Origin of the sequence: Kitasatospora purpeofusca (assembly GCF_034043715.1) — a bacterium.
Classification (GTDB): domain Bacteria; phylum Actinomycetota; class Actinomycetes; order Streptomycetales; family Streptomycetaceae; genus Kitasatospora; species Kitasatospora purpeofusca_A.
Genome location: NZ_JAXCLC010000004.1, coordinates 94,452 through 109,245, shown reverse-complemented (window position 1 = coordinate 109,245; position 14,794 = coordinate 94,452). Strand labels below are relative to the sequence as shown.

Genomic DNA, 14,794 nt, shown 5'->3' with positions numbered 1-14,794 from the left:
CCCCGCCCCACCGGGGACCGCCCCACCTCCTCCCCTCCCCCGATTCCGCGCCCCGCTCCAGGAGGTCCTCGCCGTGACGCCGCTCGACCCGCCAGGCCGCACCACCCGCACCGTGCCGGCCACCTTCCTGGCCGGCCCGGACGCCCCGAAGCGCGACCCCGCGGCCGCCCGGCAGGCCGAGCCGGAGCCGACCGGGCCCGTTCCCTCGGCCACCGTGCCCCCGCCCGCGCCCGCGCCCGTAGGCGACGCGACCGCCGCCGCCGCCGCCGCCGCGACCACCGGGACACTGCGGCTGCCCGAGGCCCCACTGCCGCCCAGCGAGGTCGACCGGCTGGTCGGCGGCCAGCACCACGACCCGCACGCCCTGCTCGGCGCACACCCCGTCAACGGCGGCACCGCGATCCGGGTGCTCCGCCCGTTCGCCGACCGGGTCCTGGTGGAGACCGACCAGGGCTCCGTCGAACTCACCCACCAGCAGGCCGGCCTGTTCACCGGCCTGCTGGCCGCCCCCGAGGTCCCCGACTACCGGCTGCTGGTCGAATACCCGGGCGCCGAGCCGCTGCGCCAGCACGACGGCTACCGCACCCCGCCCACCCTCGGCGAACTCGACCTGCACCTTATCTCCGAGGGCCGGCACGAGCAGCTCTGGCAGGCCCTCGGCTCGCACGTGCGCACGGTCGGCGGGATCTCCGGCACCGCCTTCGCGGTCTGGGCGCCGAACGCCGCCGGGGTGCGGCTGATCGGCGACTTCAACCACTGGAACGGCACCGGGCACCCGATGCGCTCGCTCGGCTCCTCCGGCGTCTGGGAACTCTTCGTCCCCGACATCGGCGAGGGCGCCCACTACAAGTACGAGATCCACACCCGGCACGGCCGGGTGCTCGACAAGGCCGACCCGCTGGCCCGGGCCGCGCAGCTGCCGCCCGGCACCGCCTCGGTCGTCACCAGCTCCTCCTACCGCTGGCAGGACGGCGAGTGGATGGCCCGCCGGGCCCGCACCGCGCACCACCGCGCCCCGATGTCGGTGTACGAGCTGCACCTGGCGTCCTGGCGGCCCGACCTCACCACCTACCGTGCCATCGCCGCCGAACTCCCGGCTTACCTCAAGGAGTTGAACTTCACCCATGTGGAGTTCATGCCGGTGATGGAGCACCCCTTCGGCGGCTCCTGGGGCTACCAGGTGTCCGGCTACTACGCGCCCACCTCCCGGCTCGGCGGCCCCGACGACTTCCGCTTCCTGGTCGACACCCTGCACCGGCACGGCATCGGCGTCATCATCGACTGGGTGCCCGCGCACTTCCCCAAGGACGACTTCGCTCTGGCCCGCTTCGACGGCGAGCCGCTGTACGAGCCGGCCGACCCGCTGCGCGCCGAGCACCCGGACTGGGGCACCCTGGAGTTCGACTACGGCCGGGTCGAGGTGCGCAACTTCCTGGTGGCCAACGCGGTCTACTGGTGCGAGGAGTTCCACGTCGACGGCCTGCGGGTGGACGCCGTCGCCTCGATGCTCTACCTCGACTACTCGCGCGAGGGCGGCGCCTGGACCCCCAACCAGTACGGCGGGCGGGAGAACCTCGACGCGGCCGCCTTCCTCCAGGAGATGAACGCCACCGTCTACCGGCGCTGCCCGGGGGCGATCACCGTCGCCGAGGAGTCCACCGCCTGGGACGGCGTCACCCGGCCGACCGACCGGGGCGGCCTCGGTTTCGGGCTGAAGTGGAACATGGGCTGGATGCACGACTCGCTGGTCTACATCGGCAAGGACCCGGTGCACCGGCGGTTCCACCACAACGAGATCACCTTCTCGATGGTGTACGCCTGGTCGGAGAACTACATCCTGCCGATCTCGCACGACGAGGTGGTGCACGGCAAGCAGGCCCTGGTCTCCAAGATGCCCGGCGACTGGTGGCAGCAGCGCGCCAACCACCGCGCCTACCTCGGCTTCATGTGGGCCCATCCCGGCAAGCAACTCCTCTTCATGGGGCAGGAGTTCGCCCAGGGTTCCGAGTGGGACCACGAGCAGGGCCCGCAGTGGTGGGTGCTCGACGAGCAGTGGCCGGCCCACCGGGACCACCTCGGCGTGCGCCGCCTCGTCGGCGACCTCAACGGGCGCTACCTGGAAACCCCGGCCCTGTGGGAGCAGGACAGCGTCCCGGCCGGCTTCAGCTGGCTCGACGGCGGCGCCGCCGAGGACAACCTGCTCTCCTTCGTCCGGTACGCCGCCGACGGCACGCCGCTGGTCGCGGTCTGCAACTTCTCCCCCGTCGTGCGGCACGGCCGCCGGGTCGGCCTGCCCGAACTGAACGGCCGCGACCAGCTGTGGGAGGAGGCCCTCAACACCGACGCCGTGGCCTACGGCGGCAGCGGCCTCGCCAACTCCCACCCGGTGAAGTCGGAGGCCGTCGAGTGGGACGGCCAGCCGCGCAGCGCCGAGCTGGTGCTGCCGCCGCTGTCGACCGTCTGGCTCCGCCCGGTCTGACGGGCCGCCCCGGGCCGCCGCTCCGCCCCCGTGGTGCGGAGCGGCGGCCCTGCCGCGTCAGGGGGCGGCCGGGGGGAACGCGGGCAGGGTGAGGGGGCCGGAGAGGGGCCCCTCGATCGGCGGGGGCTTGGGGGCCGAAGGCCCGGTGGGCGAGGGCAGGGCGGGCGAGGGTGAGGCGCCGTTCTCCTGACGCGTGTCGGGCGTGTGGAAGGGCAAGAAGCCACTGGGGGCCACCGTCACCGACCAGCTTTCCGTCCCGTCGGACCCGGCGGTGGGCAGCGTGACGACGACGTGCTCCGGAATCGCGGCGGCGACCCCCTCCCAGCGCTTGTCCGTCGCCACCGCGGCGATCCGGTCGGTCGTCATCGGGGGGTCGACCCGGGTGATACCGGACCCCCGGTCCAGCGGATTGCGGTTCCACTCCTGGACCATCAGGTGGTACCCGCTCTTGGTGTAGAGGGAGGCGGACCAGGTCTTCGACCCGTCCGGCTCGCCGCTCCGGGTGGCGGCCTGGTAGATCACCAGCTGCGATCCGTCCGCCGTGGTGGAGGCGGTGCAGACATCGGGGGTGGTGGCATACCCGCAACCCTTGGCGGCATCGGGCAGTTCGGCAAGGCCGGTGATCCAGAACAGGTAGTACGCCAGGCCGTGCCCGTCGTCGTGGGTCAGCCTGAGCTGCGGGGCACCGCCCTCCGTCCCCCGCGCCTCCTCGACCTTGACGATGTTCCCGGCCGGCAGCAGCGGCGCGAACAGGTCGAGGAACTCCTGGCCGGACACCGGCGCCGCGGTCGCCCCGGCGGACGGCGTGCCGGCGGCCGCGACCCGGCCGGTACCGCCGCCGGGCAGGTCGGCCACGGCCACCCCGCCGACGCCGACCAGGGCCAGCGCGGCGGCTCCGGCCAGCACCGAGGCCCGCCGCCGACGGCGCAGCCGGCGCCCGTACGACCAGGCGGTGTCGACCAGCGGCAGGGGCTCGGTGTGGAAGGTCTCCCCCGCCCGGGCCATCGCCGCGGAGAAGTCCTGCTCGTACTGGGTGTCGGGAAGCTCCCGGTCTTCGGACATGCTGAACCACCGTTTCGGGTCGGTCGATGATGGAGGTGAGCGGGCCGGCTCAGTGGTCGGCGAGTTCGCGCAGGTCGTCGCCGAGCACGGCGCGGATCCGGCCCAGCGCCCGGACGGTCTGGGTCCGGACGGCGCCCGGGCTGCGGCGCAGGACCTCGGCGGTCTGCTCGACGCTGCGGTCCTCCCAGAAGCGCAGGACCAGCACCGCCCGGTCGCGCGGCGCGAGCCGGGCGAGCGCGTCGACCAGCGCCAGCCGCAGCGCCGGGTCGCTCTCCCGGGCGGCGGAGTCCGGCACCGAGCCCACCGGCCGCTCGCCGCTGCTGCGCCGGCCGTGGTGCGACAGGAAGGCCCGCACCAGCACGGTGTGCGCGTAGCCGGCCGGGTTGTCGATCCGCTCGCGCGGAACGAGCCAGGCGGTGCGGTGCCACTGGGCGTAGATCCGCCCGAGCGCCTCCTGGACCAGGTCCTCCGCCAGGTGGGTGTCACCGCCCGCGAGCAGGCAGGCGGTGCGGTACAGGTGCGGGGTCCTCGCCGTCGCGAAGGCCCGGAAGTCGTCGTCCCGGCCCGCCTTCGTCCGTAGCTGACTCTCTCGTGCCATCCGCCGGGCTCCCCTGCCTCGTTTTCCCCTACACCTGAATGACCTGCGGACGGCCGGGGACGTTACAGGCACCCGCCGGATTCCCGGCCGACGGCCCGGGCGGCCCCGCGGCTAGGCTCCCGCCGGGGACGTCGGTGGGGACCGGGGGGAGCTTCGTGGGGACGGTGCTGGGGTGGGGGTACGTGCTGCTGCCACTGGTCTGCTGGGCGGTGCTGGCGCGGACCAGGGCGGTCGGGGCGGCGGTCGCCGGGGTGCTGGCCGCGCTGGCCGTCGTCCCGGTGGGCCTGGAGTACGGGTGGTTCCACAGCCGGGCCGTCGCGGAGTGCCAGGCCGGTTATCCGCTCGCCGCCGGGCTGGTCGTCCTGCTCGGCGCCTTGGCCGAGCACCTGCGGCGCGGCCACCGGCCCGGCGGCGGGTCCGGCCGGACGACGGCCGCGATCGCCCTGGCCGCCGCGCACGCGCTGCTCGGCCTGGTGGTCGGCCTGCTCTACCAGCTCGCCGTCCACGAGCCCTTCTCTCCCGAGCGGTCCGAGCTGGCGCTGCCGCCCGGCCTCGCCGTCGAGCACGACAGCGGTCCCGACCGCGACTGCGGCCTGCACAGCTGTCTGCGCGAGCTTACGGTGGTGAGCACCGAGGGCCTGCCCGCCGCCGAGGTCGCCCGCCGGCTGCGGGAGCGGCTGACGGCGGAGGGCTGGCGCACCCGGCCGGACCTCGTCCTGACCCGCCGGCACGGGTGGCTGCTGGACAAGCGGACCACCCTGCTGTCCATCACCGAACGGCCGGCCGGGGTCGCCGTCGGACTCGCCGGCCCGGACCGCTCCCCCTGGTGACCTTCGGCCCTTGCTCCCGCGCGACCGCTCCGCTCGCCAACGCCCGTTCACGGTGCGAATGTATGGTCGATATGACCACCTCCTGAGACGACGGGACGGAGAGAACCGCGTGGCGCGCAGCGTGTACGTGACCGGGATCGACCGGGGCGACGGCCGGCAGGCGGTGGAGCTCGGGGTCATGGAGCTGCTCACCCGCCAGGTGGACCGGGTCGGGGTGTTCCGTCCGCTGGTGCACGCCTCCACGCAGGGAGCCGCCGGCTCCGACCACGTGGTCGAGCTGCTGCGGGCCCGCTACCGGCTGGACCTGCCGGCGGCCGATCTCTACGGCCTCGACTACGAGGCGGCCGCCGCGCTGCAGGCCGCCCAGGGCCAGGACGAGCTGGTCTCGGTGCTGGTGGACCGGTTCCGGGCGCTGGAGCGCCGCTGCGAGGCGGTGCTGGTGCTGGGCACCGACTTCGCGAACACCAACATCCCCGACGAGCTGGCCTTCAACGCCCGGCTGGCGAACGAGTTCGGCGCCGCCGTGCTGCCGGTGGTCGGCGGCCACGGCGAGGACGCGGACACGGTGATCGCCGAGGTCCGCAACGCCCACCGGGCGTACACCGACCTCGGCTGCGAGACCCTGGCGATGATCGCCAACCGGGTCGCCCCGGCGGCCAAGCAGCCGGTCCAGCGCAAGCTGACCGAGAAGCTGCCGATCCCCGCCTACGTCATCCCCGAGGAGCCGGCGCTGGCCGCGCCGACCGTCGCCCAGCTGGTCGAGGCCACCGGCGCCGAGGTGCTGATCGGCGACGCCTCCGGCCTCGCCCGGGACGTGCGCGGCTTCGTCTTCGGCGGTGCCATGCTGCCGACCTTCCTGAACGCCCTGACCGAGGGGGCGCTGGTCGTCACCCCCGGCGACCGCGCCGATCTGGTGATCGGCTCGCTGGCCGCGCACGCCGCCGGCGCCCCGCCGATCGCCGGGGTGCTGCTCACCCTCGGCCAGCACCCCGGCCCGAACGTGATGGCGCTGGCCGCCCGGCTGGCCCCCGGCACCCCGGTGGCGGTCGTGCCGGAGGGCAGCTGGCTCACCGCCGCCGCGCTGACCCATCTGGAGGGCAAGCTCTCCTCGGCCAGCCCGCGGAAGGCCGAGATCGCCCTCGGACTGTTCGAACTGCACGTGGACACAGCCGAGTTGACCAACCTGATCGAGGTCGGCCGGTCCGAGCGGGTGACCCCGATGATGTTCGAGCACGAGCTGCTGGAGCGGGCCAGGGCGGCCCGTCGGCACGTGGTGCTGCCGGAGGGCACCGAGGACCGGGTGCTGCGCGCCGCCGAGATCCTGCTGCGCCGCAACATCTGCGACCTCACCCTGCTCGGCGAGGTCGACGCCGTCCGCCGCAAGGCCGCCGGCCTGGGCATCGCGCTGCCGGAGCCGGAGGCCGGCGCCGACCGCGCCCAGGTGCGGATCGTCGACCCGGCCACCAGCCCGCTGCGCCGCCAGTTCGCCGAGCTGTACGCCAGGCTGCGGGCGCACAAGGGCATGACCGTGGAACTGGCCCTGGACGTGGTCACCGACGTCTCCTACTTCGGCACCCTGATGGTCCAGGAGGGCATCGCCGACGGCATGGTCTCCGGCGCGGTGCACTCCACCGCCGCCACCATCCGGCCAGCGTTCGAGGTGATCAAGACCTCGCCGGGCGCGTCCATCGTCTCCAGCGTCTTCTTCATGTGCCTGGCGGACAAGGTGCTGGTCTACGGCGACTGCGCGGTCAACCCCGACCCGGACGCCCAGCAGCTGGCCGACATCGCCATCCAGTCGGCCGCCACCGCCGCCCAGTTCGGGGTCGAGCCGAGGGTCGCGATGCTGTCCTACTCGACCGGCACCTCCGGCTCCGGGGCGGACGTCGACAAGGTCCGCAAGGCCACCGAGCTGGTCCGCGAGCTGCGCCCGGACATCCTGGTCGAGGGCCCGATCCAGTACGACGCGGCGGTGGACGAGTACGTCGCGGCGACCAAGCTGCCGGGATCGGCGGTGGCCGGCCGGGCGACCGTGCTGATCTTCCCCGACCTCAACACCGGCAACAACACCTACAAGGCGGTGCAGCGCTCGGCGGGCGCGGTCGCCGTCGGGCCGGTGCTCCAGGGGCTGCGCAAGCCGGTCAACGACCTGTCGCGCGGCGCGCTGGTGCAGGACATCGTCAACACGGTGGCGATCACCGCCATCCAGTCCCAGGAGCGCAGCGAAGGAGCCGGCGCATGAGTGAGGGCACGCGGGTCCTGGTGCTGAACGCCGGGTCCTCGTCGGTGAAGTACCAGCTGATCGACATGCTGGACGGCGCCCGGTTGGCCTCCGGCCTGGTCGAGCGGATCGGCGAGGCCGGCGGGCGGCTGGTGCACACCCCGCGCGGCGGCGCGGAGCGGGAGGCCGCCCAGGGCTTCCCCGACCACGGCGCGGCCCTCAAGGCGGTCGCCGAGGAGCTGGCCGCCGACGGCCTCGGCCTGGACTCCCCCGAGCTGGCCGCGATCGGCCACCGGGTGGTGCACGGCGGACTGCGGTTCACCGAGCCGACCGTGATCACCGACGAGGTGCTGCGGGAGATCCGCCGGCTGATCCCGGTGGCGCCGCTGCACAATCCGGCCAACATCACCGGTATCGAGGTGGCCCGCGCGCTGCGTCCCGACCTGCCGCAGGTGGCCGTCTTCGACACCGCCTTCCACGCCTCGATGCCGGAGTACGCCGCCCGGTACGCGATCGACCGGGCGGTGGCCGACGAGCACCGGGTGCGCCGCTACGGCTTCCACGGCACCTCGCACCAGTACGTCTCGCGGGCCACCGCGCGGCTGCTCGGCAAGGACCCGGCCGAGGTCAACGTGATCGTGCTGCACCTGGGCAACGGCGCCTCCGCCTCGGCGGTGAGCGGCGGGCGCTGCGTCGACACCTCGATGGGCCTGACTCCGCTGGAGGGCCTGGTGATGGGCACTCGTTCGGGTGATATCGACCCCGGTGTGGTCTTCCACCTGCACCGGGTCGGCGGCCTGTCGATCGACGCGATCGACGACCTGCTCAACCGCCGCAGCGGGCTGCTGGGCCTGTGCGGCGACAACGACATGCGCGAGATCATGCGCCGCGCGGACGCGGGCGACCCGGACGCGCGCCTGGCCTTCGACACGTACGTCCACCGGGTGCGCAAGTACGTCGGCGGCTACTACGCGGTACTCGGCCGGGTGGACGCGATCGCCTTCACCGCCGGGGTCGGGGAGAACGCCGCGCCGGTGCGCGCGGCGGTCACCGCCGACCTGGAGGAGCTGGGCATCGCCGTCGACCCGGAGCTCAACTCGGTGCGCTCGCGCGAGCCGCGGATCATCTCCCCGGCGCTGCTCCCGTCCGGGAGCCGCGCCCGGGTGGCGGTCGCCGTCGTCCCGACCGACGAGGAGCTGGAGATCGCCCGGCAGACCTTCGCCCTGGTGCACCGATCGGCCGAAAACTGACCCTTCGTCGTCTCGCTCCGCGGAATCCTTCGTCGGCGATTCCTTTCCATTCGGGCCGAATGCACTCATAACGCGAACGGATAGACTGATCGATATGCGCCGAGCGAAAATTGTCTGCACCCTGGGTCCCGCGACGGACTCCTACGAACAGCTGAAGGCCATCGTCGAGGCGGGTATGAACGTCGCCCGACTGAACATGAGCCACGGCACCCACGCGGACCACGAGGAGCGGTACCGCAAGGTCCGCCAGGTCTCGGAGGACACCGGCAAGGCCATCGGCGTCCTGGCCGACCTCCAGGGTCCCAAGATCCGTCTGGCGACCTTCGCCAACGGTCCGGTGACCGTCGACAACGGCGACGAGTTCACCATCACCACCGAGGACGTCCCCGGTGACCAGCACATCTGCGGGACCACCTACAAGGGCCTGCCCGGCGACGTCAAGCCCGGCGACCCGATCCTGATCAACGACGGCGTCATCGCCCTGGAGGTCGTCAGCGTCGACGGCCCGCGGGTGCGGACCGTGGTCGTCGAGGGCGGCGTGCTCTCGAACAACAAGGGGATCAACCTCCCCGGCGCGGCCGTCAACGTGCCCGCCCTGTCCGAGAAGGACAAGGACGACCTGCGGTTCGCCCTCCGCCTGGGCGTCGACCTGGTCGCGCTGTCCTTCGTCCGCAACGCCGCGGACGTCAAGGACGTCCACGCGGTCATGGACGAGGTCGGCATCCGGGTGCCGGTCATCGCCAAGATCGAGAAGCCGCAGGCCGTCGAGGCCATGGAGGAGATCGTCCTCGCCTTCGACGCGATCATGGTGGCGCGCGGCGACCTGGCCGTCGAGTACCCGCTGGAGCGGGTGCCGCTGGTCCAGAAGCAGCTGATCACCCTGGCCCGCCGGAACGCCAAGCCGGTCATCGTCGCCACCCAGATGATGGAGTCGATGATCCACGCCTCGCGCCCCACCCGCGCCGAGGTCTCCGACGTCGCCAACGCCATCCTGGACGGCACCGACGCGGTCATGCTGTCCGCCGAGTCCAGCGTCGGCAAGTACCCGATCGAGACCGTCCGCACCATGAGCCGGATCTGCGAGAAGGCCGAGGAGGAGCTGCTCTCCCAGGGTCTCCAGCCGCTCAACCCGGGCCGCAAGCCGCGCACCCAGGGCGGCTCGATCGCCCGCGCCGCGTGCGAGCTGGGCGACTTCCTCAACGGCAAGGCGCTGGTCGCGTTCACCAAGTCCGGTGACACCGCGCGCCGGCTCTCCCGCTACCGTTCGCCGATCCCGGTGATCGCGTTCACGCCGGACAACGCCACCCGCAACCAGCTCTCGCTGAGCTGGGGCGTCGAGGCCCACGTCACCGAGCAGGTCGGCTCGACCGACGAGATGGTGGCCCAGGTCGACGGCGAGCTGCTCCGCATCGGCGAGCTGGACGAGGGCGACACCGTCATCGTCACCGCCGGCTCCCCGCCCGGCATCCCCGGCAACACCAACATGGTCCAGGTCCACCACCTGGGCACCCGCAGCGCGTAAGCGGCGCGGAACAACGCCCGTGGGGCGGTCCCTCCGGTCAGGAGGGGCCGCCCCACGGGCGTGTCCGGGTCCGGGATCAGGCCGCCCCGGGGTACGGCTGGTCGTCGTTGTAGAGCTTCATCCCGGGGATCTTCAGGGTCCCGCCGAACTGGCCCGACTGGATCGCGGTGACGCCGGTCAGTTCGATCCAGAGCGGCAGCTGGAGCTGGCCGATCAGGTCGTACAGCCACTGCGGCAGCGGCCCGTCCGGGGTCAGGGTCAGCTCGCCCAGGTCGATCGGGATCGGCAGGCCGAGCACCTTGGCCAGGTGGCCGGAGAGCCGCTCGACGTACATGATGACCGGGCCCTTGCGCATCGTCGAGACCGAGCCGGGCGCGCCCTTCACGTGGAAGGTCCTGCCGTTCCCCTGCAGCGTGGTCATGTGCAGGTTCTCGATGTCGACCGTCTCGACCTCGAACTTCAGCACCCGCTTGGTGCCGGTCGGCGTCTGGACGTTGACCACGCCCAGCAGCACCGCGTGGTTGAGGGTGAGCCGGCTGGTCTGGAGGGTCCAGTTCTGGTCCGGCACCAGGATCGGGTTGTCCGGTGGCTTGCCGGCCGGGCTCAGCGCCTTGGTGTCGACCAGGCAGTTCGGGTCCTTCGACGGGGTGGCCGAGGCGGACGGCGTCGCCTGGCCGGACCCGGCGGCGGGCTTCGTGGACGCCTTGCCGGGCGTCTTCGTGCCGGCCGGGGTCGAGGGCGCTCCGCTCCCGGTGGCCGGGGCGCCGGTCGGGGGCGCCGCGGTGGGCTTCGGGCTCGTCGGCGCGGTGCTGCCCGGCGCGGTGGTGCCCTGGGCCGGGGAGGTCGGCGTGGCGGTCCCGGTCGGAGTGCCCGTCGGGTCGGCGGCCGGGGCGGTGGACGGGGCCGTGGACGGCGCGACGCCCGACGCGGCGGGCGCGGGGGCGGCCGGGGCGACGGCCCGGGTGCCGGCGGACGGGCTCGCGGTGGCGGTCGGGCTCGGCACGCCGCCCGGGTGGAGCAGGTCGGTGACGCCGCCGACGATGTCGCCGATGAGTCCGGTCTGGACGACCCCGCCGCCGGCCGCCGTGCGGGCCTTGGTGGCGGCCGGGTCCGGCGCGGCCGTGGTGGCCGCCGGGGCGGTCGCGGCGGGAGTGGTCGGGGCGGTCGGAACGGTCGGGGCGGTCGGCGCCGTCTCGGCGGGCGGCGGCGCGGGCACCGCCGTCGGCCCGGCCCCGGGTGCGGCCGTCGGCTCCGGCGCGGTGGTGGCCGGCGCCTCGGGGAGCGGGACGGACGGGCCCGGGATCGGCGGCGGCAGCTCGCTCTTGGGCACCGGTGTCTCGACGACCTTCGGCGGCGCGTCCGGGGCGGTGGCGCACGGCTTGCCGGCCGTGGTCTCCGCGATCGCCGGGTGCGGCGTGTAGGTGGCGGCCATCAGCAGCGCGGTCGGCACCGCCGCCATCGCCAGCGCCCGGCCGCGCAGCCGGAGCCGCACGGGTGTGCGGGGCGCCGCGTGCCGGGGCGAACGACGCTCCGCCGCCGGCTCCGGACGCTCCTCGCGCGGGTCACTCACCGGACCTCCTTGGGCTCTGCGGCCTGCTGCGCCGGAACGCTCGCCCCGGCGGCGGGCCGCTCGGTGGCGGGCTGCTCGGTGGCGGGCTGCCCGGCAGCTGCCTCGGGAGCGGCCTCGGTGGCCGTCTCAGGGGCTGCCTCGGGGGCTGCCCCGGCGGCCGGTTCCTCCGCGGTGGGCGCGGCGGCGACCGCCGGCTCGGGCAGCTTGGCCCACGCCATCATCAGTCCGCCGCCGATGATCCCCGGCAGCAGCGCCATGCCGAATCCGGCGAGGTTGGAGACCGGGATCGACACCAGCGTCAGCAGCGTGGTGGCGACGCCCGCGAAGATCCGGACGGCGGGCTGGAACCAGGCGGTGAGCCCGAGGATGATCAGCAGCACGCCGATGATCAGCGAACCGGCGCCCGCCGTGGTCGACATGGCGATGGTCACGCCGCCCAACGACAGGTGGGCGTAGGGGAAGTACAGGATCGGGACGCCGGCGATCATGGCCAGCAGGCCGCCCCAGAAGGGCCTGGAGCGGCGGAACTCACGGAAGCCCCGCCAGAACGCCCCGACCAGGTTCCGATGTTCGGGCCGAGCCTCGGCCGTTGCGCTGGACATGGTGCAGCTCCTCGATGTCTCTACGAGGGAAGAACTGTGATGTCGGGCCGGGGGCGGTGTTCGCCGCCCCCGGCCCGTGGGAACCCGTCACTCGGGCGTGCCGGTGGGCACGCCGTCAGCTGGGGCTCAGAAGCACTCGTTGCCCGCGCCGTCGCCGCTCTTGAGCTTGAGGCTCAGGCCGTTGAGCACGAAGGTGCCGGCCGAGGTGGCGCGGGCGGTCTGCTTGACGTCGGTCAGCACGGCCTCCTTGGCCGCCTGGGAGAAGCCCAGCGCGCCGGACGGGAGCTTCTTGCCCGCCTCGCCGAGCGCCGGGTGGCCGTGCCAGCCCTGGGTCGCCGAGCCGGTGAGGCTGGAGGCGTCCTGGCCGATGTTGATGTCGGTGAAGGTCGCGTCGGCGTCCAGCTGCTCGAGGTCGATCAGCAGGTTGTGCGCGGTGACCGGCTTCTTCTCGTCGTTTCCGGCGTTCAGCTGGAGGGTGATCTTGCCGAGGCCGAGCTTCGACAGGTCGGTCACCACCGACTGGCAGAGGTTGTGGATCTCCGCGTTGTCGAAGGCCGAGACGGCGACCGGGTGCGGCGTGCCGTTGGCCTCGATGTCGACCGCGCCGAACTGGGCGAAGTTCTCGCCCTTCAGGTACGTGGTCTTCACCTTGAACTGCTGGCCGGAGACGCTGAACGACGCCGCGAGCGCGCTGTTGGCGATGGAGACACCGACCATCGCGGTGGCCGCGATGCTCGGGACCATGACCAGGGCGAAGCGCTTCCAGCGGGTCTTGCCGTGGGTCTGGGACATGCGTGTCCTCCTTCTGGACGTACATCTCCGGCTCCCCGGTGGCGCGTCCCGCGTCAATGGGGGCCTGGGATGGGAGAGAGCTACGTCCTCGGTAGCGGAGAGCGCCGTGGCAACACGGGCGATCCCCCCGAGCGACAACCAGTGACCGCGCGGGCAGCGCGGCCTTACGAAGGACAGGAACCGCTGTGGGAGCGGACACCCCCCTGCCTTCTCGCCGACGGCAAGGCCGTCGGCAGCCCGGTGGGGATCCCCTACGTCGGGTCCGCCGACCGGCTGCCGGCGGAGGTCGAATCGTGGGGACCGGGCGTGCCGATGCTGCTCGAATCCCGGGCTGAGCACAAGAGGTCGCATTACTGACGGGTAATCCCATACGAGCCGAAACGATCATGGAATCGGCCGAGAAAACACGCAGAGTGACGAAATGGAGGATTCGTGAGGGCGAAATCCCTCGGAAACATCAGCGAAACACCCGTGGACGGTCACGTGGCGTGACCGTCCACGGGTGTTGTCAAGATTTGGTAAACCTCAGACGCGATGACCGGATTGTCGCCAAATCACCAGGCGGCACCGCAGGTCATCCGCCGTGTCACCGGCCGGACTTGGAACGCCGGCTCAGAACAGCACCCGGGCCAGTGCCTTACGTGCCTCGGAGACCCGCGGGTCCTCGGTGCCGATCACCTCGAACAGCTCCAGCAGCCGCAGCCGGACCGCGTCCCGGTCCTCGCCGAAGGTCCTGCCGACCGTCACCACCAGCCGGCCGAAGGCGTCCTCGACATGCCCGCCGACCAGGTCCAGGTCGGCCGCCGCCAGCTGGGCCACGACGTCCTTCGGGTCGGCGGCCGCGGCCGCCCTGACCGCCTGCGGGTCCAGCCCCTCGACCCGGTGCAGCAGCTGCGCCTGGGCCAGGCCGAGCCTGGCCTCGGTGTTGCCCGGCTGCTCGACCAGCACGTTCCGGTAGGCCTGGACGGCGCCGGCCAGGTCGCCCCGGTCCAGGGCGTCGTGGGCGGCGGAGAGCGCCGGGTCCTCCGGCCGCTGCGGGGCGGCGGCCTCGAAGCCCTCGGCCGGAGCACCGGCGCCGCCGACGATGCCGAAGCGCTGCTCGGCGACCAGGATCAGCTGGTCCAGCACCTTGCGGACGTTGGCCTCGTTCTCGGCGCCCTGGAACAGCGGCACCAACTGGCCGGCCACCACGGCCATCACGGCCGGGATGCCCTGGATGCCGAACTGCTGGGCGATCAGCTGGTTGGCGTCCACATCGATCTTGGCGAGCACGATCCGGCCGGCGTACTCCTCGGCCAGGCGCTCCAGGATCGGACTGAGCTGCTTGCAGGGCCCGCACCACTCGGCCCAGAAGTCGACGACCACCGGCACCTCGGTGGACCGCTGGACGACCTCGGTCTCGAAGGTGTCCTCGGTGACGTCGATGACGAGCTCGTAGCCGGCCCCGGCCGGGGCGACCCCGGCCTCCTCGGCGGCGGCCGACTGGCGGGCCCGCTCGGCCCTGGCCTGCTCGGCCTTCTGGGCAGCCTCGCCGGCTGCCTTCACTGCGGCGAGGTCGACCGCGCCACGCAGGGCGGCACTGTTGAGACGAGAATTCCGTGGCTGCATGGCACTATCCTCCCCCGCTCGCGCCGCCGGCGGGCACCAACCTCCCGGAAAACGCCCCGCGCGGGCTGCGCGGTCCCGATTCCCGAAGCGGCGGACCCACTTCCGAGTAGCCTGAACCGTTCGGCGCGGATCCCCATCCGCGCCCGCGCCGCTCCCGTCCCACCGGGACGCGGCGCCTGGTCGTCGCTTTCGCTACGAGTCGTAGCGTAACTGGATCGGGGCCACCCGCCGCAACCCCTTCCGGCAGTCCCCCGACGTGA

The 14,794-nt window shown here is 73.1% G+C and carries 11 protein-coding genes; 5 read left to right on the top strand and 6 right to left on the bottom strand.

Going from position 1 to position 14,794, the window contains the following annotated elements:
* Window positions 1-73 precede the first annotated feature (73 nt).
* Complete coding sequence (gene glgB / locus SM793_RS03535; protein WP_320436488.1) at window positions 74-2,479, top strand: 1,4-alpha-glucan branching protein GlgB; 2,406 nt, start codon at window positions 74-76, stop codon at window positions 2,477-2,479.
* Window positions 2,480-2,536: 57 nt separating this feature from the next.
* On the opposite strand, the gene SM793_RS03530 is transcribed toward glgB, so the two are convergent.
* Both SM793_RS03530 and SM793_RS03525 read right to left on the bottom strand, forming a co-directional pair.
* On the bottom strand, window positions 2,537-3,541 hold the full coding sequence (locus SM793_RS03530) for a hypothetical protein (protein ID WP_320436487.1): 1,005 nt from the start codon (window positions 3,539-3,541) through the stop codon (window positions 2,537-2,539).
* 49 nt (window positions 3,542-3,590) lie between these two features.
* Window positions 3,591-4,139, bottom strand: coding sequence for a SigE family RNA polymerase sigma factor (locus SM793_RS03525; RefSeq protein ID WP_320436486.1), 549 nt, complete (start codon window positions 4,137-4,139; stop codon window positions 3,591-3,593).
* Between the two features lie 155 nt (window positions 4,140-4,294).
* On the opposite strand from SM793_RS03525, the gene SM793_RS03520 reads away from it, so the two are divergent.
* The 4 genes from SM793_RS03520 to pyk all read left to right on the top strand — a co-directional run bounded on the left by SM793_RS03520 (window position 4,295) and on the right by pyk (window position 9,962).
* Complete coding sequence (locus SM793_RS03520) at window positions 4,295-4,969, top strand: hypothetical protein (protein WP_320436485.1); 675 nt, start codon at window positions 4,295-4,297, stop codon at window positions 4,967-4,969.
* Window positions 4,970-5,078: 109 nt separating this feature from the next.
* Window positions 5,079-7,211, top strand: coding sequence for a phosphate acetyltransferase (pta, locus tag SM793_RS03515; protein ID WP_320436484.1), 2,133 nt, complete (start codon window positions 5,079-5,081; stop codon window positions 7,209-7,211).
* Window positions 7,208-8,440 carry an acetate kinase gene (locus SM793_RS03510; protein ID WP_320436483.1) on the top strand — a complete coding sequence of 411 codons (1,233 nt, stop codon included), beginning with the start codon at window positions 7,208-7,210 and terminating at the stop codon, window positions 8,438-8,440. Before pta ends, SM793_RS03510 begins: the two co-directional genes overlap by 4 nt.
* 94 nt (window positions 8,441-8,534) lie before the next feature.
* Window positions 8,535-9,962, top strand: a complete 1,428-nt coding sequence (pyk, locus tag SM793_RS03505) for a pyruvate kinase (protein ID WP_320436482.1) — start codon at window positions 8,535-8,537, stop codon at window positions 9,960-9,962.
* A 76-nt stretch (window positions 9,963-10,038) separates the two neighbouring features.
* Here pyk and SM793_RS03500 read toward each other — a convergent pair whose 3' ends face one another.
* From SM793_RS03500 to trxA, 4 genes are all read right to left on the bottom strand, one after another.
* Window positions 10,039-11,532 (bottom strand): hypothetical protein, encoded by a 1,494-nt coding sequence (locus tag SM793_RS03500; RefSeq protein ID WP_320436481.1) that lies wholly within the window; start codon window positions 11,530-11,532, stop codon window positions 10,039-10,041.
* Window positions 11,529-12,134: a DUF6114 domain-containing protein gene (locus SM793_RS03495; RefSeq protein WP_320436480.1), complete on the bottom strand. Its 606-nt coding sequence runs from the start codon at window positions 12,132-12,134 to the stop codon at window positions 11,529-11,531. Before SM793_RS03495 ends, SM793_RS03500 begins: the two co-directional genes overlap by 4 nt.
* Before the next feature lie 126 nt (window positions 12,135-12,260).
* Window positions 12,261-12,926: a DUF6230 family protein gene (locus SM793_RS03490; RefSeq protein WP_320436479.1), complete on the bottom strand. Its 666-nt coding sequence runs from the start codon at window positions 12,924-12,926 to the stop codon at window positions 12,261-12,263.
* 612 nt (window positions 12,927-13,538) lie between these two features.
* Window positions 13,539-14,534, bottom strand: coding sequence for a thioredoxin (gene trxA / locus SM793_RS03485; protein WP_320436478.1), 996 nt, complete (start codon window positions 14,532-14,534; stop codon window positions 13,539-13,541).
* Between the last annotated feature and the right edge of the window lie 260 nt (window positions 14,535-14,794).

Bases quoted from the DNA above. Each gene is read 5' to 3' on its own strand.
- SM793_RS03495 (WP_320436480.1), bottom strand. From the start codon at position 12,134: ATGTCCAGCGCAACGGCCGAGGCTCGGCCCGAACATCGGAACCTGGTC.
- SM793_RS03490 (WP_320436479.1), bottom strand. From the start codon at position 12,926: ATGTCCCAGACCCACGGCAAGACCCGCTGGAAGCGCTTCGCCCTGGTC.
- SM793_RS03530 (WP_320436487.1), bottom strand. From the start codon at position 3,541: ATGTCCGAAGACCGGGAGCTTCCCGACACCCAGTACGAGCAGGACTTC.
- trxA (WP_320436478.1), bottom strand. From the start codon at position 14,534: ATGCAGCCACGGAATTCTCGTCTCAACAGTGCCGCCCTGCGTGGCGCG.
- SM793_RS03525 (WP_320436486.1), bottom strand. From the start codon at position 4,139: ATGGCACGAGAGAGTCAGCTACGGACGAAGGCGGGCCGGGACGACGAC.
- pyk (WP_320436482.1), top strand. From the start codon at position 8,535: ATGCGCCGAGCGAAAATTGTCTGCACCCTGGGTCCCGCGACGGACTCC.
- SM793_RS03510 (WP_320436483.1), top strand. From the start codon at position 7,208: ATGAGTGAGGGCACGCGGGTCCTGGTGCTGAACGCCGGGTCCTCGTCG.